This is a genomic window from Rhodococcus koreensis (genome assembly GCF_900105905.1).
GTDB lineage: Bacteria > Actinomycetota > Actinomycetes > Mycobacteriales > Mycobacteriaceae > Rhodococcus_F > Rhodococcus_F koreensis.
The window spans coordinates 3,059,640-3,085,297 of record NZ_FNSV01000005.1 but is presented as its reverse complement, the minus strand read 5'-3'; the positions used below and the strand labels follow the sequence as shown (position 1 = coordinate 3,085,297).

Sequence of the window (25,658 nt, the reverse complement as noted above, 5' to 3'; positions counted from 1 at the left end):
GCGCGCCACCGTCTCGAGGTCAGGACTGCAGGGTGGTGATCTGGAAGGTGGCGCCGAGGGGGTCGGCGACGGAGGCGAGCCGCCCGAACGGGGTGTCCTCCGGTTCGCGCCGGACGCTGCCGCCGAGTTCGGTCACCTTCGCGACCGCCGCATCGGTGTCGCCGACACCGATGTAGAACTGCCAGAACGAGGGGACGCCGTCGGGCAGGAACGAGTCGGCGTCCATGATGCCTGCCACGGTGCGGTCGCCGATGTTGGCCTGGGAGTACCGGAATTCGTCTGTGTCGCCGAGGGTCTGATACGTCCAGCCGAACACGTCCGCGTAGAAGGGGAGCGCGGCCGCGTAGTTGCGCGACAGCGTTTCGTGCCAGACCGGCGCGCCGGGTTCGTCGACGAGGCCGAAGCCGGTGTGCTGGTCGGCCTGCCACACGCCGATGACGGCGCCGGCGGGATCGCCGAGGATGGCGATCGTGCCCTGGTCGCCCACGGCCATCGCGGGCATCATCACCTGGCCGCCCGCCTCGGCGGCCGTCGCCGCGGTGGCCGCGGCGTCCTCGGACGCGAGGTACGTGGTCCACACGTTGCCGTACGGGTTGCCCTGCTGTTGGGGGCCAAGGCCCGCAATGGGTTTGCCGTTCATGCTGAAGATCGAGTAGCCGCCGTACTGCGGATCCTCGCTGGTGTCGGACCTCCACCCGAACAGTCCGGTGTAGAACGGAATGACCTGTTGCGGGTCGGAACTGGTGAGATCGATCCAGCAGGGAGCGCCGGTGAGGGACGGACGGTCGGGCATCGCGGTCTCCTAGGACGTCAGGGGGTTCGAGGCAGCGCACGGTGTGGTGCCGGTCACAAACCTACGCGTGCGCGCGACCCGGCGCCGGTTCGCGATGTGCTGTGGAAGACTCGGCGCATGTCTGTGAGCGAGAACCAGGACAGCCCGGGCCGGGCCCGCCAGAATCTGATCTACCGCGACGGCGTCCTCGGCCGCACCCCCTCCGTTCCCACCGACTTCGACACCCTCGAGCGGCGCGCGCGGCGGAAGATGAGCGCGAAGGGCTGGGCGTACGTTCACGGCGGCGCCGGGCTGGGCCGCACGATGCAGGCCAACCGCGACGCGTTCGACAAGTGGCAGATCGTTCCCCGGGTGCTGCGCGACGTCTCGAAGCGCGACATCGGAGTCGAACTGTTCGGGCGCCGCATTCCGGCGCCGGTGCTGCTCGCTCCGGTCGGCGCCGCCGAACTGGCCAGGCCGGAGGCCGATGTCGCCATCGCCGCTGCCGCCGCCGAACTGGGTGTGCCGTACATCTTCTCCAACCAGGGCTGCGCCCCGATGGAGGAGAGCGCGGCGGCGATGGGCGACGCGCCCCGATGGTTCCAGCTGTACTGGAGCACCGACGACGACCTCGTCGACAGCCTGCTGCAGCGGGCGGCGAACATCCGGGCGGACGCCGTCGTCGTCACCCTCGACACGACGATGCTCGGCTGGCGGCCGGAAGACCTCAACCTCGGTTCGCTGCCGTTCGCGCAGGGGCAGGGCATCGCGCAGTACACGTCCGATCCGGTATTCCGCCGGATCGTGCACGACCGGATCAAGGCGGCGGCGAAGAAGCCGGACGTCGAGGTGACGCTCGGCGCCATCCGGTCGCTGGTGTCGATGACCCGGCGCTTCCCGGGCCGCTTCCTCGACAACCTGCGGTCGCCGGAACCGCGGGCCGCTGTGGAGACGTTCCTCGACATCTACTCCCGGCCGTCGCTGAGCTGGGCCGACATCGAGACCCTCCGCAGCCGGACGTCGCTGCCGATCCTCCTCAAGGGCGTGCTCCACCCGGACGACGCCCGGCGTGCGCTCGATGCCGGGGTCGACGGGATCGTCGTGTCGAATCACGGTGGACGGCAGGTGGACGGCAGCGTGTCGTCGCTGGACGCTCTCGTGGACATCGCGCCCGTCGTCGACGGCAGGCTGACGCTGCTCCTCGACAGCGGAATCCGCACCGGAGCAGACGTCTTCAAGGCGCTCGCGCTCGGTGCCGACGCCGTGACACTCGGCAGGCCCCACCTGTACGGCCTGGCCCTCGCGGGTCAGGCCGGTGCGCGGGACGCCACCGCCAACGTGATCGCCGAGTTCGACCTCACGATGGGTCTCAGTGGTCTGACGTCGGTGGCCGAGATCGACCGGGACGCCCTGCGCAGGGCATAGGCCCTCAGAGTTCGGCGATGGTGATGATGCCGTCCTGCAGGGCCCGCACCAGCAGTGTCGTCTTGGTGGACGCGTCACGCCCCACGAGTGCGTACTTCTCGCGGATGCGGGTCAGGTGGGTGTTGACCGTGCCGAGGGCGATGTGGAGGTCGGCGGCGACGGCGAGCTTGGAGTCGCCGCGCAGCCAGTGGCGGAGAACCTCGATCTCGCGCGCCGACAACGCCGGCTTCTCCAAGACGCGGGCGACTGGCGGTTCGTCCGTATGTGGGGGGTGCCCGAGTGCGTCGGGTGCAGTGGTCATGCCGGTCTCATCTTTCTGACATGTACAGAAATGACTACAGGTACCCGACGTCCCTGCAGGCAGTTCAGGTTAACTGGTGGTGGCGGTGCGTGTCTCGGCAGGCCCGGTTCAGCTCTCACAGCCGACACCGTCGCCGTCGCGGTCCAGGTGTGTGCCGTAGCCTGGTTCGCCGCGGTGGACCGGTGCGGCACCGGCGGCCTTGGCCGCCGAACAGTTCTTGTAATAGACGTCGCTCGGCCCCGCCGTGTCCACGAACGGGGCGGGTGCGGGCGCCGGGGCGGGAGCGGGAACGGGGGCCGGTGCAGGCACCACGGCCGGGGCCGGGTCGGTGGTCGGGGCGGGCGCCGCGGCAGGCGTCGCCGCCGCCCCGCAGTCCAAGAGGACCCGGGCGATCGCATCGTGCTCGGCCTGCGTCACCCACAGCCCGTACGCGGCCTTCACCGCCACCTGATTCGCCACGTACGTGCACCGGTAGCTCTTGTTCGGGGGCAGCCAGGTTGCGGCGTCGCCGTCCGACTTCTGCTGGTTGGCCGGGCCGTCCACGGCCTTCAGGTTCCGCGGATCGTTCGCGAAGTTCACCCGGGTCGCGGTGTCGAGTTGCTGCGCGCCCTTCTGCCAGGCGTCGGACAGCGCGACGACGTGATCGATCTGCACGGCGCTCGACGTGCCCTCTCCGCGGATGAAGGAGATGGTGGTGCCGGTGTAGGGGTCGTGCAGGGTTCCGGTCTGCACCGCGCAGTCGCGGGTGCCCGGCTTGAACACGATCTGGACGAGGTCGCGCCCGAGGATGTCGTTGCGGGTGTCGCACCCGTTGTGGCCGCCCTCGACCGTGACGTCGTCGGTCCACGCCTGGCCGAACAGATCCCGGTCGTACCCGGTCTTCGGTGCGCGGCCCTTGATCTCGAGGCCGGCGAGCTGCTGCAGCGCGGCGGTCGCGTCGGCGCCGCCGACCACGGCGGGTGTGACCGGTGAGAGTGCCAGCGCAGACGAAACCGGCACCGGTGTCGAAGAACTCGACGTGGCAGCCGCTACCGTCGAAGCGGCGGCCGCGGGGGTCGCGGACGCGGATACCGCTGTGGCCTGGGCCGATTGGTCGTCCTGTCCGGGGCTGCTGCACGCGACCGCGGCGACGGCTACGACGATCCCGCCGGTAATCCAGGGCCACTTCTTGCGAGCGGCAGATGATGTGGGCAGGGGAGACGTCATGCCGGTCCTTCAATGAACGTGGGGGGTCGGATGTTCATCGCACGGAAGGTCTCTTCCGTTACTCGGCACATCGCGGGAACTGTTAGCATGCCCCGGGACCGGAATTCGTGCGGGTGGAGGGCGGTATACGGTCGTGACACGACATGTCTTACGGGGGAAATTTCGCACAGCGGCCGTGACGGCCGTGACCGTGATGTCCCTCTGTCTCGGCGGCACTGTCGCGGCCGCCGATCCGGTCGTCGACACCGGTCGGGCGCTCGGTTCCGTGGCGGCGCCGAATGGTTCGAAGCTCGACCACGTCACCGTGATCGATCCGAGACATTTGACGCTGCACGTCTTCTCGGCGTCGATGCAACGCGTCGTGCCGGTGTACGTGCAGCGGCCCGCCGATACGAGCGCGCCGCGGCCGACGCTGTACTTCCTCGACGGCCAGATCCGCCGGGAGAAGACCGATGTCGAAGAGTTTCTGGCCGATCAGAACGTGAACGTCGTCAGCCCGTCCGGCGGCGAGAACGCGTATTGGACGGACTGGAAGAGCCCCGACCCGGTCATGGGGGTGAACAAGTGGAAGACCTTTATGACTCAGGAACTTCCGCCGGTCGTCGACGCGGCCCTCGGAACCAACGGAGTCAACGCGCTTGCCGGCATGTCCCGGGTCGGCACCGCGGCACTGCAGTTGGCGATCGCCGCCCCCGGCCTGTTCCGTGGCGTCGCCGCCTACAGCGGTTGCGCTCTGACCAGTGATCCGCTCGGTCAGCTGCTCATCAAGATCACCATGGACAACTACGGTTACGGCAACCCGGCCAACATGTACGGCGAGCCGGACGATCCGGCGTGGTCGGCGAACGACCCGTTCGTGCATGCCGCCGAACTGCGCGGCACGGAACTGTTCCTCTCCAACGGCAACGGTCTACCGGGGCGCTACGAGACCCTCGACGGCCCCGGTATCGAGGGGAACGTCGGGGTGCTCGCGCGGCAGATCTACGCGGGTGGTCCGATCGAAGCGGTGACCAACTACTGCACGCATCGATTCACGGATCGCCTGGAAGAACTGGAAATACCTGCAACCACGAGTTTCCGTAACTCGGGGACACACTCGTGGGGATACTGGCAGGACGACCTCCACGATTCCTGGCCGGTGCTGGCTCGGGCGCTGGGAGTGTGAGCGAAGTTCCTCCGGTGTTTCCCGGCGGCGAGGTCACCGACGACCTGGAGATCACCCGGTCGCTCGTCGTCCCGGCCGCCGAGTTGCAGTGGCGGTTCTCCCGCGCCGGTGGTCCCGGCGGCCAGGGAGTGAACACCACGGACTCGCGGGTGGAACTCCGGGTGAACCTGTGGACGTTGTCGACCCTGTCTCCCGCCCAGCTCGAACGCATGCAGGTTCAGCTGGGACACAGGCTCGTTGACGGTGTGGTCAGCGTGACGGCGTCCGAAACCCGTTCGCAACTGCGCAATCGGCGCGCGGCACGGGCCCGGATGGCGGCGCTGCTGCGCGCGGCCGTCCTGGCCGAAACGCGGACCCGGCGTCCGACCAAGGCGACCAAGGGTTCACACCGGCGAAGACTCGACGCCAAGAAGCAACGCGGCCAGACCAAGAACTTGCGCAGGAAGCCGGACATGTAGGTGGTTTCACGCACCGGGAAATGGGGAACTTCCCGGATGTGTTGCCCCCTCGTGTGTCGGAAGATGAGTACGGAAGCGCCGTCACGGATGACCGGAGACGGCGAGGTCGGGGGATCGAGGGCAGCATGAGTGTGCTTGACGAGGAATTACATTCGGCGGCGACGGCCGCCGCGGCGGGGGATCGCGAGGCCGTGCAGCGGATGACGGCGACGCTGTGGCCGCAGGTGGTGCGGTATTGCCGTACCCGCGTGGGGAATTCCACGCAGGTCACGCGGCCCGCGGACGAGGTGGCGCAGCAGGCGCTGCTCGCGGTGGCGCGGCAGCTTCCGTCCCTCGCCCGCAGTGACCATCCGGTCCGTGAGGTGTACCGCGTCGTGAGCCGGACCGTCGCGGACGCGCAGGGCAGTTCCGGAAGCCCCGACCTCCCGGCGGAAGTGGCCCGATTACTGCACGGACTCGACCCCACCGCGCGGGAGATCGTGCTGCTGCGGGTCATCGACGGACTGTCCGCGCACGACACCGCGGGCGTCCTCGGCCTCCCGGTGGGCCGGGTTCTGGTCGTGCAGCACGAGGCGCTGCGAGCCCTGCGGGCGAAGGTGGCCTGATCGCGTCAGGGCCGGCCGGAGAGTACGCAGAACTCGTTGCCCTCCGGATCGGCGAGCACCACCCAACTCTGCTCGCCCTGACCGACATCCGCGTGCCGGGCGCCGAGTGCGAGTAGCCGTTCGACCTCGGTCTGCTGATCGTCGGGCCGGAAGTCGAGGTGGAGCCGGTTCGGAATCTTTTTGCGGTCCGGAACGGCGACGAACAGGATCTCCGGGTGGCTGTCGGCCCGGGGCCGGATGTGGACGTCGCCGTCGGCGTCGGTCACGGCGCCCCAGCCCAGGGCCTCGGCCCACCAGCGTCCGAGGGCTGTCGGATCGACGGCGTTGACCACCACGGCTTCCCATTGCAGGCCCATGAGTCAACGGTACCGGGGAGCGGCGGACGGCCGTCGCCGATTCACGGCAGCGTCGGATCGATCGGTTCGACGCCGAGGCGTTCGGAGTACTGCTCGTTGAGTGCGCGCCAGCCGTAGTTCATCGCGTCGGCGCCGACGATCGGTCCGATCGGGTTGCCGTCGAGCAGGGCCTCGGCGACGTCCAGGCACATGTGCCACCCGGCGGCCGTCATCGCCGCGGTGCGCTGGTCGTCGAGCGTGTGGCGCAAAGTCAGTCGCATTCCCTCGCCGGTTTCCTCGATCGTCCACAGCAGAACGTCGTCACCCCAGGCGTGTTCGAGAACGTGCGGCGCCTCGGCCCGTGTCACGGTGCCGTCGAGTTCGATGCGGTCCGGCCCGTCGACCATGGTCAGGGTGGCGGGACCGACCGTGCCGAGGTCCCGGTCCGCGGTGTACGGCGCCCACTGCGGCAGTTCGCCGGGGTCGGTGAGTGCTGTCCACAGAGCGGCAGGCGAGTGCGTGAACTCGCGGACGAAGGTCAATGCCCATCGGGTGCCGTCAGGTCGTGCTTCGGCGTGCCGGAGTGGGCCGGGGCGATAGTCGCGTCGTGCGTCCGACTCGGTCATGACGAGGTCTCCTTCGAATCGAGGTGCCGCTCGAGGGCGTCGAGGTGGTGTGTCCACAGCCGGCGGTAGGGCTGCAACCACTGTTCGAACTCGTCGAACGGTTCGCGGTGCAGGCTCTCAACTGTTACCGCAATCCCTAAAACTTCCTAGTCCTTCCTGTCACTATTGGATCATGCGCATCGGCGAGGCGGCGAGGCGGCGGCATACCTGAACATGTCGGTGGTGGGGGTCCGGAAGGCCGCGTCGGACGGCCGGTTTCCGTCTCGGCGTACAGGTTCCGATCAGCGAGTATTCGATCGGGAGGATCTCGACATCTACCTGGGTCGACCTACACCGGAGAGCGTTCGGGCCGACAGGGCGGAAGCATTGTATGGCCGGGTGTCCGGCTCTACCGGTCAGGAATCCTCGCTTGCCAATCAAGAGAAGGTGCTTCGTGAGAGTGCCACCGGCACCGTGTACAGGGCCTACAAGGATCGTGGTTCCGGTCTGCGGGAGACCCGAGCGGGACTGAATCGGATGCTCGACGACACAGCCAAGGGCCGGTTCACGGTGGTGCGAGTGGTGTGGCGAGATCGGTTGGCGCGATTCTCCGGTGGCATGGATCGAACGTTACCTGTCGGTGGTCGGCGTTAAGGTCGAGGTCCTGCGTGAACATGGGGACAAGGCGCTGGTAGAGGAGCTGATGGACGACTTCATGGCATTGCTCGCCTCGTTTTCCGGCCGCTACTACCAATTGCGGTCGAAGCGGAATCAACGTCGACTTCGTCGGCGATGCGGCAGCACGGTTGGAGAGGACTAACTGATGGCCAACGCCGGATACACTGCGCTGCGGCAGTTCTCGTTCACCACCCGCCCCTACCTGGCGGTCGATGACATCACCGGTGAGCCGATCGGGCTCGACGACGTCGACACCCGGGTGGGGTGGTTGCTCGACCTGATCTCGGGCGCCGAAGCGCAGATGCTGGCGCGGCTGTGGCAACCGGCCACCTTCGATGTCCTGGCCGCCGGCGTGGACCGCCAGGGCCGCAAGCTCCCGATACAGGGTCATGTCGCTGCTGCGCGTCTGGGCTGGACCCCGCATTACCCGGACGGGGTCTACGTCCCGTCGCGTGTCACGCGGGTGGTGACCGCACAAGCGGTGGCGACGCTGCGGACCCTGGCATACCGAGACACCGCCATCGCGTCGCTGTCGGCCCGGTTCGACCCGGCCACCAGCCGCCTCGCCGCACCCACCACTGAGGCGGAGTACCTCCCGGCCGGATTCGTCCGAGGCGTGGTGCGGCAGCTCACCGCGCGCGCCCGCCGCGAGGGCGGGGCACTCGCCGGCCGGTTGCGGATCACCGACATGCAGGCACCACCGAAGACCTCGGCGATGGCTCGGCTGTCCGCAGCGGATCGACAACTCGCACACCTCACCGTCACAGACACCGTCATGACGTTGACGGTGAAACTCCCCACCACCGTCGCCCCGACGGGACGCGCGCAGTGGCGACGAGTCCGGTTGACCGCCGCGATCCCACCGCACCTGCACGGGCGGCCGATCAGCGAGTGGCATCTCCCGACCCTTCATCTCGACCACCGAGGTCTGCTGTTGCGGTGCGCGGCCACCGAGACGGTCCCCGCCGCTGATGTGACCTCGGGAACTTGCGCGGTGGGCGTGGACTGGTCCCCGGCCACTCTCGGCGCCGCCGCCATCACCACCGAAACCCCGGACGGACTGGTGTCTGATTACCAGGGCTGGACCTACGACGATCGCGGCCTTGGGATCAAACTGGCGCGCCTGCAAACCGAGGGTCAACTGCTGCACCGCAAAGCTGCTCGCCTGCGCCGGCTCGCCGCGACCGCTCCCCCCGAGGTCCGAGCACAACTCGATGCGAAGATCGCCGTCCTCGATGCCCACCGCGAGGCGGTGGGCATCAAGCGGGGGAAGATCAACCGGGAAATGGCGTTTCACTTCAGCTCCCAGGTTACCGACTTCGCTGCCGCGGCGGGCGCGACGGTGATCGCGGTGGAAGACCTCACCACCCTCGAAACCCGCGGGCACGGGCGCGTCAACAACAATCGGGCCGCGCAATCGGCCCGCCGCCAAGCCGTCGACGCCCTCACGCACACCACCGCCGGTGTCGGTGCGGTGGTGGTGTCCGTACCGGCACGCGGATCCTCCGCGCAGTGTCCGGGCTGCAACGAACCACTCTCTCGCCCCGGCGGATACCACACCGCATGGTGTTCGGGGTGCAAAATTGGCGGAAACCGTGACCATGTGGCCGCCGTGAACCTGGCCAAACGAGCATTGCTGGGACGCGGAAAAGCCGTTCGGAAGCGCGGCCGGAATCCGCAGATCCGGGTGGTCGAGCATGCGCCGGTGCGCCGATGCCGCGACAAAATGTGTCCCACTCCGAGCCGGCCGCGGCATCGCCGTGTCCGTCACAGTGCTCCCGCCGCGACACCACCGGTGGGGGTGAACCAGACAAAGACTGTTCCTGCGCCACAAGCGTCGGTGTGGGACACGGTACAACCCGTAACACCGCAGGGTACGGGTAGCCGTGAAGTACATACATCTCCCACGCCAGCCACGTCAGTGGTAGGAAGCATGAGATCTATGCAGACGCTGTAGATGCGCTGCTGGCCCCTACGCGTATATACGCGTCAAGGAATATGCACGTCCGGTTGCGGGATGAACGCGATCGACAGCAGGGACCGGACGAACCCGCGCAATGCCTGCTCGTCGGATGTGTCCACGATTCCCTCCGTGATGACGAGGGAACCGATGATCCGGAACGCCCACTCGGAGATGGCGGCGGGACTCACCCCCGACAGTTGCTCGGGCGTGAACAGGCGCTCGAAGTGGGGGGTCAGCAGTTGCGCCCCGAGTTCGATCATCGGCTTCGCCTTCACCGTGAACCAGGGGAGCACCACCTCGGGGTCGTCGCGCAATCCCTTCTGCAGCAACCGGTGTCCGCGGGCGTACTGGACGGCGAACACGACGGCGTCGACGAATCGCACCTGGAGTTGGCTCTGCCGTCCCCGCAGTATGGGGTCGAGGACGACGAAGAAACGGGAGATTTCCCGCTGGAAGAGGGCCTCGAGGATGGCGGACTGGTCGCCGACGTGTTTGTAGAGCGTGGGCCCCGACAGTCCCGCTCGCTCGGCGATGACCGCATGAAGTCGGGTGCTGTACCCGAGTTCGATCAGGCACTGTTCGGCCGCGTCGAGGATCTTTTCCCGGAGTTCGCTCGGGGTCGGTGTCGTCGGCCGCGTCCTCACGGCCTGATTGTGCTGGTCGGGTGGGGTGGGTGCAAACCGGAAGTGCAAATGTGAACTCGAGTTACAGACAACCATTGACCTGGGTCACACCCGGGTTTACGTTTTACCTATAAACGGCAACGAGAGGGAATCGCTCTCGACGAAGGGATCAGCGATGTCTCAGCGTTCACACACGATCGACCGGGAGGAAGTCGCCGGCAGACTCCTCGCGGGTTCCGTCAAACGCTCGTACGCTCCCGTCGTCGACATCGACTGGGACGCGCCGCTCGAGGACGGCAAGTACTTCCTGCCGCCGCAGGTCCTGTCCCTGTGGGGAACGGAGATGTGGGACGCGATGAGCGAGGCGCAGCGCATCGAACTGTCCCGGCAGGAATCGGCGAACATCCTCAGCGTCGGAATCTGGTTCGAGAACATCCTCAACCAGGCCCTGCTGCGCGCGCTGCTGCACAACGATCCGAGTTCGCTGCACACCCGGTACATGCTCACCGAGATGGGCGACGAGTGCAGGCACATGACGATGTTCGGCCGCGCCATCGAGCAGATGGGCGCCAAGCCCTTCCAGCTCCGGTGGTACCAGGCCGTCGTGGTCAACGTGCTGCCCAGGACATTTCGCGGAACCATGCTCTGGGTGGCCGCGCTGATCGGCGAGGAGATCTTCGACGCCACGCAGCGGCGCGTCCTCGAAGACCCGCAATTGCAGCCGATGATCTCCCGGCTGATGCGGATCCACGTCACCGAGGAGTCCCGGCACATCCGCTTCGCGCGCGAGGGGGTGCGTCGCCGTGTCGCGGAAGGCCACCGGATCGACCGGATGTGGGTCGGCACGCTGCAGGGGATCGGCGGCCCGCTGTTCCAGCGGCTGTTCACCAACCCGGTCATGTACGAGCGGGCCGGACTCGATCCGAAGGAGGCGCGCCGACAGGCGCTGGCAAATCCGAACTTTCGCGAGAATCAACGCCGCGGGTTCGAATCGCTGGCAGCGTTCCTCGAGGAGAACGGCCTCATGCGAGCGACCTCCCGCGCGCTGTGGCGGCGCGGGGGATTCCTGTGACCGACAAATTCGCCGAGCCGGACGTCCTCGTCGTCGGTACCGGATTCGCCGGATTGTGCATGGCGATCAAGCTGAAGGAGGCGGGGCAGGAAAACTTCGTCGTCCTCGAGAAGGCCGATCGCGTGGGCGGAACGTGGCGGGAGAACACGTATCCGGGGTGCGGCTGTGACGTGATGTCGCTGATGTACTCGTTCTCCTTCGCGCCCAACCGGAAATGGACCCGGATGTACGCGCGGCAGCCCGAGATTCTCGACTACATCGAGCGCGTGGTCCGCGACTACGACCTGGCGCCCCACCTTCGGTTCGGTGCCGAGGTGATCGCCTACGACTTCGACGAGACCACGGACCGGTGGCGGGTCGAGACCCGCTCGGGTTCCGTGTTCCACGCGCGGATCGTCGTCGCGGGCCCGGGGCCGCTGCACAAACCCAGCGTTCCCGCGTTCGCCGGACGAGAGTCGTTTCGGGGAAAAGCATTCCACTCCGCCGAATGGGATCACTCGGTCGACCTGACGGGTAAGCGGGTCGCGGTCGTCGGCACGGGAGCCAGTGCCGTGCAGTTCGTGCCCGAGGTCGCGAAGACGGCCGCACACGTCGACGTCTTCCAGCGGACACCGCACTGGATCCTGCCGAAGCTGGACCGCCCGATCACCGCAGGCGAGAAGGCGGTGTTCAAGACTGTGCCCGGCGCGCAGAAGGCCTACCGCCGCGCGATCTACTGGAGCCACGAATCGCTGATCGCCGGGTTCCTGCACCCACGACTGATGACGGTGCTGGAATCGGCCGCCCGGGGACTGTTGCGGAGGCAGGTGCACGACCCCGCCCTGCGTGCCGCCCTGACCCCCGGTTACACGATCGGATGCAAGCGAATCCTGGTGTCCAGCAACTTCTACCCGGCCCTGCAACGGGAGAACGTCGACCTCGTCACGTCGGGCATCTCGGAGGTCACCGAGCGCGGGATCCGCACCGAGGACGGGCGCATGCACGACGCGGACGTCATCGTCTACGGCACGGGATTCGCGGTCGGCGACCGATTCGAGAACGAGCACATCGTGGGTCGTCGCGGGCTCACGATCCAGCGGGCCTGGCGCGACGGCATGGAGGCGTACCTCGGTGTCGCGGTGACGGGGTTCCCGAACTTCTTCCTCATGATGGGGCCGAACTCCGGAGGCGGCAATCAGTCGATCGTCTTCGTCATCGAGGCCCAGGCGCACTACATCACCCGCTGCCTGGCGCTGATGCAGAAACGGGACGCAACGCGGATCGAGGTGCGGGCAGGCGCGCAGCGTGAATTCAACCGGGTGATCCACCGCAAACTCGAGGGCTCGGTGTGGAATTCGGGTGGTTGCGACAGCTGGTACCTCGATTCCGCCGGCCGCAACCGGGCGGCGTGGCCGGGTTCGAGCGCATCGTACTGGCGGCGCCTGCGTACCCCCGACGACCGGCACTTCGAGCTGAGTTCACTCACCGAACGCGAGGACGACACCGAGTACCGGGGGCCGGGGGTGCTCACGTCCGGCGACCTGACCGTGGCCGTCGAGGTCTTCCTGAACGGTCACCTCGAACCGCTGGACGGTCTGTACCACTGGTACGGCCGCGTCGTCGGCGACGGCGTCGACGCGGCGAAGCAGCGCAACCGCACCCCGCTGTTCCTCACCATCGGCGACGGTCGCGAGGCACCTGCCGCCCTCGCCGAGCGCGACCCGTGGGGCCACTTCCGGATCGCCGGAGTCGGGACGCCGCCGTTTCCGCTGGCACCGGTCGACGTCGAGGTTCCCGTCTCCGCGGCCAAACTCGCGTCGGCGGAATAGTCTGGAAGCGAATCGGACTCGAGCGGGAAGGGTGCTGATGCGCGACGTGCTGGCAGACCTGATGGCGGTGTGGACGGCGGGCGGAACGGCGGGCGTCGGAACGGTGGTCCGCACGTTCCGCTCCGCACCGCGGCCGGCGGGGGCGTCCATGGTCGTGGCACCCGACGGCAGCGCGTCCGGTTCGGTGTCGGGCGGATGCGTCGAGGGGGCGGTCTACGAACTCGCGACCGAGGTCGCGGCGACGGGGACGCCGGTGCTGCAGCGGTACGGGATCAGCGACGAGAACGCGTTCGAGGTGGGTCTCACCTGCGGTGGAATCATCGACATCTTCGTCGAGCCCGTCTCGCGGGACAATTTTCCGGAACTCGGGGAGATCGTCCGGGACATCGAGAACCACCGGCCGGTCGCGGTCGCCACCGTCGTGGCGCATCCCGATGCCACCCGGGTGGGTCGCCGGCTGATCGTCCGGCCCGAGGACGTGAGCGGTGCCCTCGGTTCGGACCGCGCCGATTCCGCTGTCACCGACGACGCCCGGGGTCTCCTCGCGGCCGGCGGCAGCACGGTGCTGACGTACGGCACCGACGGTCAGCGTCGTGGCGAGGGAATGGAGGTGTTCGTCGCCAGCTATGCGCCGCGGCCGCGCATGCTCGTGTTCGGGGCCATCGACTTCGCCGCCGCGGTGGCGAGGCAGGGCGCCTTCATGGGGTACCGGGTGACGGTCTGCGACGCCCGGCCGGTGTTCGCGACGCACGCGCGGTTCCCGACCGCGGACGAGGTGGTGGTGGACTGGCCGCACCGGTACCTGGCCGGCCAGGCCGAGGCCGGTGCCATCGACGGCCGGACCGTGATCTGCGTACTCACCCACGACCCGAAGTTCGACGTCCCTCTCCTCGAGGCGGCGCTGCGCCTCCCGGACGTCGCGTTCATCGGTGCCATGGGATCACGCAGAACCGACCTGGACCGGCGCGAACGCCTCCGCGAGGCGGGTCTGACCGACGCCGAACTCGACCGGCTGTCGAGCCCCATCGGCCTGGACATCGGCGCCCGCACCCCGGAGGAGACGGCGGTGTCCATCGCCGCCGAGATCATCGCCTGCCGGTGGGGTGGCACGGGGCGCCCGCTGGCGGAGTCGAGCGGCCGCATCCACCACGAGGAACCGGTGGATTCCCTCGTCGAATAGGGCGGTTCACCGGGGTTGACGGACCACCGGTTCTTGCGGAGGCTGAAAGGATCCACATTTGTGAGGTAGGTCACAATGCAAGTACCAGGATCCTTCGAATACGAGCGTGCAACGGGCGTCGACGACGCGATCGCCCTGCTCGACCGGCTGGGCGACGAAGCCCGCCTCGTTGCAGGCGGCCACAGCCTGCTCCCCATGATGAAACTTCGTCTCGCCAATCCCGAGCACCTCATCGACATCAACGACCTCGAGGGCGAACTCGGATACATCACGACCGAGCGGTCGAGGCTGCGGATCGGTTCGATGACCCGGCATCGCCGGCTTCTCGAATCGGACGAACTCGCGGCGGCGTTTCCCCTCTTCCGCGACGCGGAGAAGGTGATCGCAGACCCGGTGGTCCGCAACCGCGGAACCATCGGCGGATCGCTGTGCCAGGCGGACCCGGCCGAGGACCTCACGACGGTCTGCGGTGTCCTCGGCGCCACGTGCGTGGTGCAGGGACCCGGCGGACGCCGCGAGATCCCCATGTCCGAGTTCATGGTCGGACCGTACGAGACGGCGCTCGCGCACAACGAGATGCTCATCGAGATCGTGATACCCGTCCACGGCCACAGCTCCAGCGCCTACGCCAAGGTCGAACGGCGAACCGGCGATTGGGCGGTCACCGCGGCAGGAGCGGCCGTCACCGTGGAGGGCGGCGAGATCGCGCGGGCCGCCGTCGGCCTGACCGCGGTCGACCCCGACCCCTCCGGGCTCGCGGACATCGCCGACTACCTGACCGGACGCCCCCCGTCCGAGGAGGCGTTCGCCCAGGCCGGGCGGATGGCCGCGCAGGTCTGCTCGCCGGTCGGCGACGCCCGCGGCACCGTCGACTACAAACGTCATCTCGCATCCGAACTCACGATCCGCACACTCCGTACAGCGGTCGACCGGGTGCTCCGCAGCGACGTGGAGCACGAGCCGACCGGAGAAGAGGCATAGCCATGCAGGTGAACATGACCGTCAACGGTGAAGCAGTGACCGCCGAGGTGGAACCGCGCATGCTGCTCGTCCACTTCCTCCGCGACCAACTGGGCCTGACCGGGACCCACTGGGGCTGCGACACCAGCAACTGCGGCACGTGCGTCGTCACCGTCGACGGCGAGCCGGTGAAGTCGTGCACGATGCTCGCCGCGATGGCCGGCGGGCACGACGTCCGCACGGTCGAGGGCCTCGAGCACGACGGCGAACTCGATCCCGTCCAGCAGGGCTTCATGCAGTGTCACGGACTGCAGTGCGGGTTCTGCACGCCCGGCATGATGATGACGGCGCGGGCCTTGCTCGACCGCGAGGAGAGCCCGGACGAGGCCACCATCCGGGAAGCGATTTCCGGGCAGATCTGCCGCTGCACCGGGTACACCACGATCGTGCGCTCGATCCAGTGGGCGGCGGACCACCGGGCCGGTGAGGCCGCCGAGCCCGAACCGGCCGGCGACTTCGACGCGGACGTCCAGGAGGACACGACGCGCGGCGCCGAGGGCACGCCGAAGACAGTCGAAGAGCACGTGGGAAGTGCGTCATGACCACCGTCGAATCGCGTCCGCCCTCGGGCGACGCCGTCGTGGACAACGACAAGAAACCGTGCGGCCACGGTCGCATGCTCCGCAAGGAGGACCCCCGCTTCATCCGGGGGCTCGGAAATTACGTCGACGACATCACCCTCCCCGGCATGCTGCACCTGGCGATCCTGCGGTCGCCGGTCGCGCACGCGCGGATCGTGAGCATCGATACCACTGCGGCGCAGGAACATCCGAAGGTGACGGCGGTGGTGACGGGGGCCGACCTCGCCGCGAAGAACCTCGCGTGGATGCCGACGCTGTCCAACGACGTGCAGGCCGTGCTGGCCACCGACAAGGTGCGCTTCCAGGGCCAGGAGGTCGCGTTCGTCATCGCCGAGGACCGCTATTCGGCCCGTGACGCGCTGGAACTGATCGACGTCGAATACGACATGCTCGATCCCGTCGTCGACGCGCGCGCCGCGCTCTCGCCCGATGCGCCGGTGATCCGCGACGACCTCGACGGCAAGACGGACAATCACTGTTTCGACTGGGAGACAGGCGATGCCGCCGCGACCGAGGCCGTGTTCGCGAAGGCCGACGTGGTGGTGAAGCAGGAGATTGTCTACCCCAGGGTGCATCCGGCGCCGATGGAGACGTGCGGTGCGATCGCCGACGTCGACCGGGTGTCCGGCAAGCTCACCCTGTACTCCACGTCCCAGGCACCGCACGCGCACCGGACGGTCTACGCCCTGGTCTCGGGGATCCCGGAGCACAAGATCCGGGTGGTGTCCCCGGACATCGGCGGGGGATTCGGCAACAAGGTCCCGATCTACCCGGGATACGTGTGTGCCATCGTGGCGTCGCTCGTGACGGGTAAACCGGTGAAGTGGATGGAGGATCGGAGCGAGAACCTGATGAGCACGGGCTTCGCCCGCGACTACATCATGGTCGGCGAGATCGCGGCCACTGCGGAGGGCAAGATGCTCGCGATCCGCACGAAGGTGCTGGCCGATCACGGGGCGTTCAACGGCACTGCGGCGCCCATCAAATACCCGGCCGGTTTCTTCGGCGTCTTCACCGGCAGCTACGACATCGAGGCCGCGCACTGCGCGATGACGGCGGTCTATACGAACAAGGCGCCCGGCGGGGTGGCGTACGCGTGCTCGTTCCGTATCACCGAGGCCGTGTATCTGGTCGAGCGGCTCGTCGACTGCCTGGCGTTTGATCTGAAGATGGATCCGGCGGAACTGCGGCTGAAGAATCTGCTGAGGCCGGAACAGTTCCCGTACACCAGCAAGACCGGGTGGGTGTACGACTCGGGTGACTACGAGACCACCATGCGCAAGGCCATGGACATGATCGGCTACGACCACCTGCGCGAGGAGCAGAAGGAACGCCGCGAACGCGGGGAGCTGATGGGAATCGGCATGGCGTTCTTCACCGAGGCTGTCGGTGCCGGGCCCCGGAAGGACATGGACATCCTCGGCCTGGGCATGGCCGACGGCTGCGAACTGCGCGTGCACCCGACGGGCAAGGCCGTCCTCCGGTTGTCGGTGCAGACCCAGGGGCAGGGGCACGAGACGACGTTCGCGCAGATCGTGGCGGAGGAACTGGGGATCCCACCGGACGACATCGACGTCGTGCACGGCGACACCGACAACACGCCGTTCGGGCTCGGCACGTACGGCAGCCGGTCGACACCGGTGTCGGGAGCAGCCGCGGCGCTGGTGGCCCGGAAGGTGCGGGACAAGGCGAAGATCATCGCCTCGGGAATGCTCGAGGCCTCGGTCGCGGATCTGGAATGGGAGAAGGGCGAATTCCATGTGAAGGGTGACCCGTCGGCGAAGGTGACCATCCAGGACATCGCGATGCGGGCACACGGCGCCGGCGACCTGCCGGAGGGCATCGAGGGCGGACTCGACGCGCAGATCTGTTACAACCCCGAGAATCTGACGTACCCGTACGGCGCGTACTTCTGCGTCGTCGACGTCGATCCCGGCACCGCGGTGGTGAAGGTGCGGCGGTTCCTCGCCGTCGACGACTGCGGCACGCGCATCAATCCGATGATCATCGAGGGGCAGGTCCACGGCGGCATCGTCGACGGCATCGGTATGGCGCTCATGGAGATCATCGAGTTCGACGAGGACGGTAACTGCCTCGCCGGATCACTGATGGACTATCTGATCCCCACCGCGCTCGAGGTCCCCAAGCTCGAGACCGGCTTCACGGTCACCCCGTCGCCGCATCACCCGATCGGCGCGAAGGGTATCGGCGAGTCCGCGACGGTCGGATCGCCGGCGGCCGTGGTGAATGCGGTCGTGGATGCGCTCGCCCCGTTCGGTGTCCGGCACGCCGACATGCCGCTCACCCCGTCCCGGGTGTGGGAGGCCATGCAGGGCCGCGCGACACCCCCGATCTGAGTGTCGCCCGTCGGCTGCGAGGAGGCTCGATGGATCTGAAAGAGCGTGCGGCGCAACTGGTGCGCGACCGCAGGCCGTTCGTCCACGCGACGGTGGTGCGGGCACAACCGCCGACGTCGAGTCACACCGGGGACGAGGCGATCCTCCTGCAGGACGGGACGATCGAGGGTTTCGTCGGCGGGCAGTGCGCGCAGAATTCGGTGCGCACGGCCGCCCTGGGCGCGCTGGCGACCAACGAGAGCGTGCTGTTGCGGGTCCTCCCCGACGGGGCCGTGCAGTTCCCCGAGATGCCGGGCGCGTCCGTCGTGGTGAATCCGTGCCTGTCCGGCGGCGCCATGGAGATCTTCCTGGAGCCGCAACTGCCACCGCCGTTGGTGCGGATCTTCGGCACCACGCCGATCGCGCAGTGTCTGGCGGGTATAGCGGAGCTGCTGGGATTCACCGTCGAGCACGACGACGCCGGGATCGAGCAGTTCTCCGGCACGACGGCCGTGGTGCTCGCCGGTCACGGTGGGCCCGAAGCCGAGGTCATCCGTGCGGCGCTCGACGCCGGCGTCGGGTACGTCGGGCTCGTCGCCAGCCGGACCCGCGGGGGAGCCATCCTCGATACCCTGGGCCTCACCGAGTCCGAGCGGGCGCGGGTGCACACCCCGGTCGGCCTCGACATCGGGGCGCGGACGTCGGCGGAGATCGCCGTGTCGATCGCGGCCGAGTTGGTGCAGCAGCTGCGGAGAGCGGGACTGCGGGCGCCGGAGGACGGTTCGGCCTCGCGGGCGGCGGTGGCGGAAGCGGTCGATCCGGTGTGCGGGATGCGCGTCGTGTTGGGACCGGACACCGTCCATCTTCGGCGCGACGGCCACGACTTCTGGTTCTGCGGGCCGGGGTGCCGGGCGTCGTTCGCGCAGGAGACGGGAGCGGTATGACGGAGGGGTTCGAGGATGTGGCGGACGTGGTCCGGCGGTTCGACGCCGAGGACTATCTCCTGGACCTCGGAACCGCGTCGGCGCTGTACCTCGGGGCGGTCCTGCGCCGTCCGCTGCTGCTCGAAGGCGAACCCGGAGTCGGCAAGACCACCGCGGCGAAGGCTCTGGCGACCGTTCTCGGTGCGCCCCTGATCCGGTTGCAGTGCTACGAAGGCCTCACCGCGAACGAGGCGCTCTACGACTGGAACTATCAGCGGCAGCTGCTCACCATCCGGCTGGCCGAATCGCGGGGCGACGGCCTGACCGAGGACGACCTGTTCACCGAGGAGTTCCTGCTGGAACGTCCGATCCTGCACTGTGTGAGATATCGGGGACCGACCCCGCCCGTGCTGCTGATCGACGAGATCGACCGGGCCGACGACGAGTTCGAGGCCCTGCTCCTCGAATTCCTGGGGGAGGCGTCGGTGACCGTTCCGGAACTGGGAACGTTCACGGCCGAACATCATCCCGTCGTCGTGCTGACGTCCAACCGCAGCCGCGACCTCCACGACGCGCTGCGCAGGCGGTGCCTGTACCACTGGATCGACTATCCGGAGCCGGCGCGGGCGGCCGCGATCGTGCGCCGCACGGTGTCCGTGGCGTCCGAACTCCTCATCGAGCACGCCACCCGATTCGTCGGCCGTGCCCGCGACCTCGATCTCGACAAGCCCCCCGGAATCGCGGAGACGATCGACTGGGTGTCCGCGCTCGCGGCGCTGGGTGTGGCCGATCTGGTGCGCGAAGACGCGATCTCGAGCCTGAGTGCGCTCGCGAAGACCCCGGACGATCGCACAATGGTTCAGGACGCATTCGTCGACTACGCGCGCGGCCTGGCCACCGGATGAGAGGGTTTCGCCATGAAGATCGCCAACGAGTTCACCGTCAGCGCCCCGATCGAGCAGGCGTGGGAGGTGCTCAGCGACCTCGAGGAGGTTGCCCCCCTGCTGCCCGGCGCGCAGATGACCGGGCGGGAGGGCGACGACTACCTGGGGAAGGTGAAGGTCAAGGTCGGCCCGGTGACGAGTGAGTTCAAGGGCAAGGCCACGTTCGTCGAACGCGACGCGCAGGAGCACCGCGCCGTGATCGACGCCCGCGGCCGGGACTCGCGTGGTTCCGGCAACGCGTCGGCGACGATCACCGCCCAGTTGCACGAGGCGGGCGACGGCACCCGCGTCACCGTGGACACCGACATGAAGATCGTCGGCAAACTGGCGCAGTTCGGCAGCGGAATGATCCAGCAGGTGTCGGAGAAACTCATGGGGCAGTTCGCGGAATCGCTGGAAGCGAAACTCTCCGGAGGGCCTGCCGACCAGCCCGCGGCCGAACCCGAATCAGTGGGTACCGCCACCGACGCCGCCGGCACCACGACGCTGTCCGTGGCACGGCCCGCCGCCGAACCGGCGCCGCTGGACCTGCTGGCGCTGTCCGGTGCGGGTGCGTGGAAGCGGTACGCCCCGATCCTCGCTGCCGTCCTCGCGGGAATCGTGGTCGTCCTCGTGGTGGGCCGCCGCAGGCGATGACCGCGTCGGGCATCCTGCGGGGTGTCGATCTCGCCGCGTTCGCCGTGGCACTCGTCGCCCGGTTGCGGGGCCGCGGAGTCGTCGTCTCGGCGAGCGGCCCCGCGGTGTTCGTGCAGGCGCTGCACCTGTCGCCTCCGGGTTCGCGTTCGCGGCTGTACTGGTCGGCGCGTCTGACGCTCGTCAACCGCGTCGACGACCTCGCGTCGTTCGACGCGGTGTTCGCCGCGGTCTTCGAGGACGCGCTGCTGTCGGTGGACCCGCATGCGCGGCGCACCGCCGCCGGGCAGGAGTCGGCCCTCGCCGCCGTCCGCGACGGCCGCGACCGGCCCGGCGACGCGCAGGACGTCGAGGGCGTGCCGTGGATGACCCGACCGCTGATGACCGGCGGCGTCGACAACGCCGAGGACGGCCTTCACGACGCGCTCACCGCGGTGCCGGATACCCTGCCCAGCAGGCTCGTGGCCCGCGCCGACGAACCCTTCGCCCGATTCGACGCCCGCGACCTCCGGCTCCTCGGAGCCTGGCTGGAACAGGCCACCGCGGCGTGGCCGTCCCGCCGCACCCGGCGTCGCGAAGTGCATCGCCGCGGCAGGCGTATCGACCTGCGGGCCACCATGAACCGGTCGAGGGCGACGGGCTGGGAGCCGGTGGTGCTCGCGCGGAGCCGCGCCCGGAACCGTCCGCGCCGCATCGTCATGCTGTGCGACGTGAGCCGGTCGATGCAGCCGTACGCCGCGATCTACCTCCATCTGATGCGGGCGGCGGTGCAACGGCAGACCGCGGGCAGGCCGGAGGTGTTCGCGTTCTCCACGTCGCTGACGAGGCTGACCCCCGTGCTCGCCCACCGCAGCGCCGAGACCGCGGTCCGCAGGGCGAACGAGAAGGTGGTCGACAGATTCGGGGGCACCCACATCGCGGGCAGCGTGAGTGAACTGCTCGCGTCCCCGCACGGCAACGCGCTGCGCGGCGCACTCGTCGTCATCGCGTCCGACGGCTGGGACAGCGACGACCCGGAGCGTCTGGCACACGCCCTCACCCGGGTGCGTCGTCGCGCCCATCGCCTGGTGTGGCTCAACCCCCGCGCCGGTGACCCCGGCTTCCGGCCGCTCGCCGGTTCGATGGCAGCCGCGCTGCCGTTCTGCGACGCCTTCCTCCCCGCGCATTCGCTGTCCGCGCTGCGCGACGTGCTGGACGTGATCGGCCGCCTCGGCTGAGCGGGTGGCCCGACTCCACCCCCAGGGTGCCTGGCAGTCGTGGCGTCCTTCCCGGATGCTCGAACGACGGTGCTGCACACCGCGCTTCAGCTCACAGGAGGAACAATGTCGACTACCAGAACTTCCGCCAGGATCGTGGCGGCCATCGGGGCGATCCTCGCGGCCCTGTCGATCTCGTTGGTGGGAACCGCCGAGTTCGCCGACGCCAGACCCTGTCAGAACGATTGTCACGCACCCGTTCCCAAACCTCCGGTCGACGGCTGCCAACTCTGCAATCCCAACCCCCCACCGCCTCCGCCGCCACCGCCCCCGCCGCCCCGGTAGGGAAGAGTTCGGCATGCGAGACACGCGCCCCGGCCGCACGGTCGGGGCGCGTGTCGCGTTGCGGTCGCACGTCGAGTCGTTGATCCGCGGGATGGGATGACAGATGATCGATCGGGGGCCGATCGCGTGTCGTACCGACCAGAAGAGGCGAATGCCGTGGCTACGCTCAGTTCACTGAATGTCGGGATGCCCCGGGACGTGTCCTGGCGGGGACGGACGGTCCACACCGGCGTGTGGAAGCGCCCCGTGCACGGCCCACGGATGGTCCGGACACTCAACATCGACGGTGACGGCCAGGGCGACCTCGGGGGACACGGTGGTGAGGTCCGCGCCGTGCTCGTCTATCAGACCGAGTCCTACCGTCACTGGCGTGAATACCTCCGCCGTGACGATCTCGAACCCGGGCATTTCGGCGAGAACTTCACCGTCGACGGTCTGCCCGACGACGAGGTCTGCATCGGTGATCGCTACCGGATCGGAACCGCGGTCTTCGAGGTCACCCAGCCCCGCGTGACGTGCTACCGGGTGGGTATGCGCATGAACGAACCGCAGATGGCGGCGTTGCTCGTGTCCCACCGCAGGCCCGGCTTCTACCTCCGGGTGATCGAGGAAGGAGAGGTCGAGGCCGGGCAGGACATCGTGAAGGTCGCCGCGGGCCCGGAAGCGGTGCCCGTCGCGGAGATCGACGCGCTCCTGTACCTGCCCGGCCACCCCCGCGACGCACTCGAACGGGCCTTGCGGATCCCGGCGCTGAGCCCCGGGTGGAAGGAGTCGCTGCAGAGCATTCTGGACCGAGCCGATTCGGGTGCCGGCGGAAACGTCGGGCTGACGAAGACCGCAGGTAGCCCGCCGCCGGCGTGGCCCGGCTTCCGCTCGCTCACGGTGACCGGGATTCACGAGGAGAGCCGCCGCGTCCTGTCGTTGTCGTTGGCCGCACCCGACGGTTCGGCGTTGCCGTCCTGGCAGGCGGGGCAGTCGATCACACTGCGCCTGCACCCCGACGACGTGCAGGGCCCGGTGATCCGCAGCTATTCGCTGTCCAATCGCCCCGGCGCCGCCGACTACCGGATCAGTGTGAAACGGGAACCGCACGGCGTCGCAGGCAGATACGTCCATTCGCGTGTGCGCCTCGGTGACACCCTCGAGGTGGCGGCCCCGCGGGGGACGTTCTTCCTGGACGGCGAGGCGAGGCCGGTGGTGCTGGTGTCCGCGGGCGTGGGGGTCACACCTCTGCTGTCGATGTTGTACGCACTCGTGGAAGCGGGTTCGTCGCGGCAGGTGTGGTGGGTCCACGGTGCCCGTGACGGATCCGAGCATCCCTTCGCCGAGGAGTGCCGCGATCTCCTGGACCGGTTGCCGGGCAGTCGTTCGCACATCGCCTACAGCAGGCCTGCCGAAACCGACAGCAGGGGCGCCGACTACACCACGGCAGGCCGGCTCACGGGGGAGCTGATTGCGAGTCTCGGTCTGCCCGCGGACGCGGATGCCTATCTGTGCGGGCCCGCATCGTTCATGGCCGATCTCGGGTCCGCGCTCGCCGCCGACGGACTCGACCCCGCGCGGATTCACATCGAAACGTTCGGTGCCGAGGGGGCTCTCAATCCCGGTGTGGTTCAGGGTTCGTCGCGGGCGCCTCATCCGCCGCCCGGGCCGCCGGGTGCAGGCCCCTCCATCTCGTTCGCGCGCAGCGGGCTCACCGTGCCGTGGGACGCCGGGCGGGGAACCCTCCTCGACTTCGCCGAGGCGTGTGACGTGCCGATACGCTGGTCCTGTCGCACCGGCGTCTGTCACACCTGTGAAACGGTGCTGCTGTCCGGGTCCGTCGACTACGACCCGGAACCGATCGAACCGCCGGCGGACGGGAACACGCTCATCTGCTGCACCACACCGGCGGACGACGTGGTGCTGGACCTGTAGCGCCGACTAGTCTTCCGCGCCACCGGGATCCGACTCGCCCTCGGCCTCGTCGCGGTCCGCCCACTCCAGCAGCGGTTCGAGTGTGAACACGGCGTCGTCGATTCCCGCGTGCAGATCACCGAGTGTCGCGAACCGCTCGGGGACGGTGGCGATCGTGAACTCGTGCGGGTCCACGTCGTCGATCTCGTCCCACGTCACCGGGGTGGACACCGTCGCGTCGGGCACACCCCGCACCGAATACGCACTGGCGATGGTGTGGTCGCGGGCGTTCTGGTTGTAGTCGACGAACAACTTGCGCGGGTCCCGGTCCTTCCGCCACCAGGTGGTGGTCACGTCCTTCGGTGCTCTGCGCTCCACCTCGCGGGCGAAGGCCAGCGCGGCCCGACGGACGTCGCCGAATCCCCAGTCGGGGCGGATCCGGACGTAGACGTGCATGCCGCTGCCGCCGGACGTCTTCGGCCACCCCGTCGCACCCAATTCGTCGAGCACCTCGTGCACCACCCCGGCGACGCGCCGCACCGTGTCGAACCCACAGTCGGGCATCGGATCGAGGTCGATCCGCCACTCGTCGGGTCGTTCGACGTCCGCGCGGCGCGAGTTCCACGGATGGAACTCGACCGTGGACATCTGCACCGCCCAGATCACGTCCGCCGGGTGCGTGACGCACAGTTCGTCGGCGTGGCGGTTGTACCGCGGAAACGTCACGCGGACCGTCTGCACCCAGTCCGGCGCACCGTGCGGCAACCGCTTCTGGTGCACCTTCTCGCCGCTCAGACCGTCCGGGAAGCGGTGCATCATGCACGGGCGTTCGCGCAGTGCGCGCACGATCCCGTCGCCGACGCTCAGGTAGTAGTTCGCGAGGTCCAGTTTCGTGGCGCCGGTGGCGGGGAAGTAGACGCGCTCCGGGTGCGAGATCCGCACGGTCCGGTCGCCGACCTCCAGTTCGACAGCGGGTGACTTGTCCTTACCGGTCGCCATGGAGCAAACCTAACCCGCGGCAGATCGGGCCCGGGTGGTTTCGCGGCCATCCTCGTCGCGGTGTGTGCACAGCGATTTGCCGGATGCGGGCGCAATTGCGCGGGATTCCGGCACATGCCTGTGCAACTGTGGCGAGGTCAGAACCCCGGGGCCCTGCCGCCGTTCCACAGTTGTTCGGTGACGTCGTGGAAGCAGACGAGGGTCACCGGGTCGTCCTGCCGGCGGAGGATGGGCCTGCTGACGAGTGCGCGGACCCGGGATCCGTCCTGATGTGCGAGGTCGACGGGGGTGGTCGCCGACTCACGGAGGTGTTCGACCGCCGCGGCGCCCGTCGACGTCTCGTCCAGGTCGAGGAGTTCGGACACCGGACGCCCGCGCAGTGACGCGACGGGGTGCCCCAGCATCCTCTCGAACGCACTGTTCGCGTGGACGACCGTGCCGTCGTCCTCGACCGCCAGGACGGGAACCGGGAGGCGCTCGAGCAGGACGAGGGCGGGTAGCTGCTCGAGGTAGCCCAACGGGGTGTCCGGGATCGGGCGACGTCTCTCCTCATGATCTGCCTCTGCGCTCACAGCCCTATACTCTCACC

26 protein-coding genes are annotated in these 25,658 nt (G+C 68.5%); 18 read left to right on the top strand and 8 right to left on the bottom strand.

Translation table 11 applies throughout. The features are described from left to right. Positions 1–19: 19 nt before the first annotated feature. Positions 20–793, bottom strand: coding sequence for a VOC family protein (locus BLV94_RS18800; RefSeq protein ID WP_072947497.1), 774 nt, complete (start codon positions 791–793; stop codon positions 20–22). 117 nt (positions 794–910) lie between these two features. Between BLV94_RS18800 and BLV94_RS18795 the strand changes: the two genes are divergently transcribed. Further along, positions 911–2,197: an alpha-hydroxy-acid oxidizing protein gene (locus tag BLV94_RS18795; RefSeq protein WP_072947496.1), complete on the top strand. Its 1,287-nt coding sequence runs from the start codon at positions 911–913 to the stop codon at positions 2,195–2,197. 4 nt (positions 2,198–2,201) lie between these two features. On the opposite strand, the gene BLV94_RS18790 is transcribed toward BLV94_RS18795, so the two are convergent. Continuing rightward, positions 2,202–2,498, bottom strand: a complete 297-nt coding sequence (locus BLV94_RS18790; protein ID WP_072947495.1) for a response regulator transcription factor — start codon at positions 2,496–2,498, stop codon at positions 2,202–2,204. Positions 2,499–2,606: 108 nt separating this feature from the next. After that, positions 2,607–3,704 (bottom strand): GmrSD restriction endonuclease domain-containing protein, encoded by a 1,098-nt coding sequence (locus BLV94_RS18785; RefSeq protein ID WP_072947494.1) that lies wholly within the window; start codon positions 3,702–3,704, stop codon positions 2,607–2,609. Positions 3,705–3,879: 175 nt separating this feature from the next. Here BLV94_RS18785 and BLV94_RS18780 point away from each other — a divergent pair, with 175 nt between their 5' ends. From BLV94_RS18780 to BLV94_RS18770, 3 genes are all read left to right on the top strand, one after another. Next, positions 3,880–4,869: an alpha/beta hydrolase gene (locus BLV94_RS18780; RefSeq protein ID WP_072947493.1), complete on the top strand. Its 990-nt coding sequence runs from the start codon at positions 3,880–3,882 to the stop codon at positions 4,867–4,869. Beyond that, positions 4,866–5,327 (top strand): alternative ribosome rescue aminoacyl-tRNA hydrolase ArfB, encoded by a 462-nt coding sequence (arfB, locus tag BLV94_RS18775; protein WP_072947492.1) that lies wholly within the window; start codon positions 4,866–4,868, stop codon positions 5,325–5,327. Before BLV94_RS18780 ends, arfB begins: the two co-directional genes overlap by 4 nt. Before the next feature lie 125 nt (positions 5,328–5,452). Further along, on the top strand, positions 5,453–5,932 hold the full coding sequence (locus BLV94_RS18770; RefSeq protein WP_072947491.1) for a sigma factor-like helix-turn-helix DNA-binding protein: 480 nt from the start codon (positions 5,453–5,455) through the stop codon (positions 5,930–5,932). A 5-nt stretch (positions 5,933–5,937) separates the two neighbouring features. Here BLV94_RS18770 and BLV94_RS18765 read toward each other — a convergent pair whose 3' ends face one another. Together BLV94_RS18765 and BLV94_RS18760 are read right to left on the bottom strand one after the other, a co-directional pair. Next, complete coding sequence (locus tag BLV94_RS18765; protein ID WP_072947490.1) at positions 5,938–6,288, bottom strand: VOC family protein; 351 nt, start codon at positions 6,286–6,288, stop codon at positions 5,938–5,940. 41 nt (positions 6,289–6,329) lie between these two features. After that, positions 6,330–6,893 (bottom strand): SRPBCC family protein, encoded by a 564-nt coding sequence (locus BLV94_RS18760; protein WP_072947489.1) that lies wholly within the window; start codon positions 6,891–6,893, stop codon positions 6,330–6,332. Positions 6,894–7,106: 213 nt separating this feature from the next. Between BLV94_RS18760 and BLV94_RS18750 the strand changes: the two genes are divergently transcribed. Genes BLV94_RS18750 through BLV94_RS18740 form a run of 3 tightly spaced genes read left to right on the top strand, consistent with a single transcriptional unit; the run spans position 7,107 to position 9,507 of the window. Further along, the gene (locus BLV94_RS18750) at positions 7,107–7,526 is read left to right on the top strand and encodes a recombinase family protein (RefSeq protein WP_072947488.1); all 420 of its coding nucleotides are present in this window, start codon (positions 7,107–7,109) and stop codon (positions 7,524–7,526) included. Next, positions 7,486–7,692: a recombinase family protein gene (locus BLV94_RS18745; RefSeq protein WP_244163883.1), complete on the top strand. Its 207-nt coding sequence runs from the start codon at positions 7,486–7,488 to the stop codon at positions 7,690–7,692. Before BLV94_RS18750 ends, BLV94_RS18745 begins: the two co-directional genes overlap by 41 nt. A gap of 3 nt (positions 7,693–7,695) precedes the next feature. Continuing rightward, entirely contained in the window at positions 7,696–9,507 is a 1,812-nt protein-coding gene (locus BLV94_RS18740) for a zinc ribbon domain-containing protein (RefSeq protein WP_074933764.1), read from the top strand. Positions 9,508–9,539: 32 nt separating this feature from the next. Here the strand turns inward: BLV94_RS18740 and BLV94_RS18735 are convergent, their stop codons facing one another. Next, positions 9,540–10,157: a TetR/AcrR family transcriptional regulator gene (locus tag BLV94_RS18735; RefSeq protein ID WP_072946956.1), complete on the bottom strand. Its 618-nt coding sequence runs from the start codon at positions 10,155–10,157 to the stop codon at positions 9,540–9,542. Positions 10,158–10,311: 154 nt separating this feature from the next. On the opposite strand from BLV94_RS18735, the gene BLV94_RS18730 reads away from it, so the two are divergent. The 11 genes from BLV94_RS18730 to BLV94_RS18680 all read left to right on the top strand — a co-directional run bounded on the left by BLV94_RS18730 (position 10,312) and on the right by BLV94_RS18680 (position 24,091). Continuing rightward, positions 10,312–11,208 (top strand): AurF N-oxygenase family protein, encoded by an 897-nt coding sequence (locus BLV94_RS18730; RefSeq protein ID WP_072946912.1) that lies wholly within the window; start codon positions 10,312–10,314, stop codon positions 11,206–11,208. Further along, positions 11,205–13,016 carry a DUF4873 domain-containing protein gene (locus tag BLV94_RS18725; RefSeq protein WP_072946954.1) on the top strand — a complete coding sequence of 604 codons (1,812 nt, stop codon included), beginning with the start codon at positions 11,205–11,207 and terminating at the stop codon, positions 13,014–13,016. Before BLV94_RS18730 ends, BLV94_RS18725 begins: the two co-directional genes overlap by 4 nt. A 37-nt stretch (positions 13,017–13,053) precedes the next feature. Then, the gene (locus BLV94_RS18720; protein WP_072946951.1) at positions 13,054–14,196 is read left to right on the top strand and encodes an XdhC family protein; all 1,143 of its coding nucleotides are present in this window, start codon (positions 13,054–13,056) and stop codon (positions 14,194–14,196) included. A 75-nt stretch (positions 14,197–14,271) separates the two neighbouring features. Next, on the top strand, positions 14,272–15,177 hold the full coding sequence (locus BLV94_RS18715; protein ID WP_072946909.1) for an FAD binding domain-containing protein: 906 nt from the start codon (positions 14,272–14,274) through the stop codon (positions 15,175–15,177). A gap of 2 nt (positions 15,178–15,179) precedes the next feature. Then, positions 15,180–15,758 carry a (2Fe-2S)-binding protein gene (locus BLV94_RS18710; protein ID WP_072946907.1) on the top strand — a complete coding sequence of 193 codons (579 nt, stop codon included), beginning with the start codon at positions 15,180–15,182 and terminating at the stop codon, positions 15,756–15,758. Then, positions 15,755–18,154 (top strand): aerobic carbon-monoxide dehydrogenase large subunit, encoded by a 2,400-nt coding sequence (locus BLV94_RS18705; RefSeq protein ID WP_072946905.1) that lies wholly within the window; start codon positions 15,755–15,757, stop codon positions 18,152–18,154. Before BLV94_RS18710 ends, BLV94_RS18705 begins: the two co-directional genes overlap by 4 nt. Before the next feature lie 29 nt (positions 18,155–18,183). Next, positions 18,184–19,077, top strand: coding sequence for an XdhC family protein (locus tag BLV94_RS18700; RefSeq protein ID WP_072946902.1), 894 nt, complete (start codon positions 18,184–18,186; stop codon positions 19,075–19,077). After that, positions 19,074–19,961 (top strand): AAA family ATPase, encoded by an 888-nt coding sequence (locus BLV94_RS18695; RefSeq protein WP_072946900.1) that lies wholly within the window; start codon positions 19,074–19,076, stop codon positions 19,959–19,961. Before BLV94_RS18700 ends, BLV94_RS18695 begins: the two co-directional genes overlap by 4 nt. 12 nt (positions 19,962–19,973) lie before the next feature. Next, positions 19,974–20,636, top strand: a complete 663-nt coding sequence (locus BLV94_RS18690) for an SRPBCC family protein (RefSeq protein ID WP_072946898.1) — start codon at positions 19,974–19,976, stop codon at positions 20,634–20,636. Then, a complete protein-coding gene (locus BLV94_RS18685) occupies positions 20,633–21,850 on the top strand; it encodes a vWA domain-containing protein (protein WP_072946895.1) in 1,218 nt (405 codons plus the stop codon). The genes BLV94_RS18690 and BLV94_RS18685 overlap by 4 nt, the downstream gene beginning before the upstream one ends. A gap of 480 nt (positions 21,851–22,330) precedes the next feature. Continuing rightward, complete coding sequence (locus tag BLV94_RS18680) at positions 22,331–24,091, top strand: MOSC domain-containing protein (RefSeq protein WP_072946948.1); 1,761 nt, start codon at positions 22,331–22,333, stop codon at positions 24,089–24,091. A 6-nt stretch (positions 24,092–24,097) separates the two neighbouring features. Here the strand turns inward: BLV94_RS18680 and ligD are convergent, their stop codons facing one another. Both ligD and BLV94_RS18670 read right to left on the bottom strand, forming a co-directional pair. Further along, positions 24,098–25,069: a non-homologous end-joining DNA ligase gene (gene ligD, locus BLV94_RS18675; RefSeq protein WP_072946893.1), complete on the bottom strand. Its 972-nt coding sequence runs from the start codon at positions 25,067–25,069 to the stop codon at positions 24,098–24,100. Positions 25,070–25,206: 137 nt separating this feature from the next. Beyond that, complete coding sequence (locus tag BLV94_RS18670; RefSeq protein WP_072946891.1) at positions 25,207–25,641, bottom strand: PAS domain-containing protein; 435 nt, start codon at positions 25,639–25,641, stop codon at positions 25,207–25,209. Positions 25,642–25,658 lie beyond the last annotated feature (17 nt).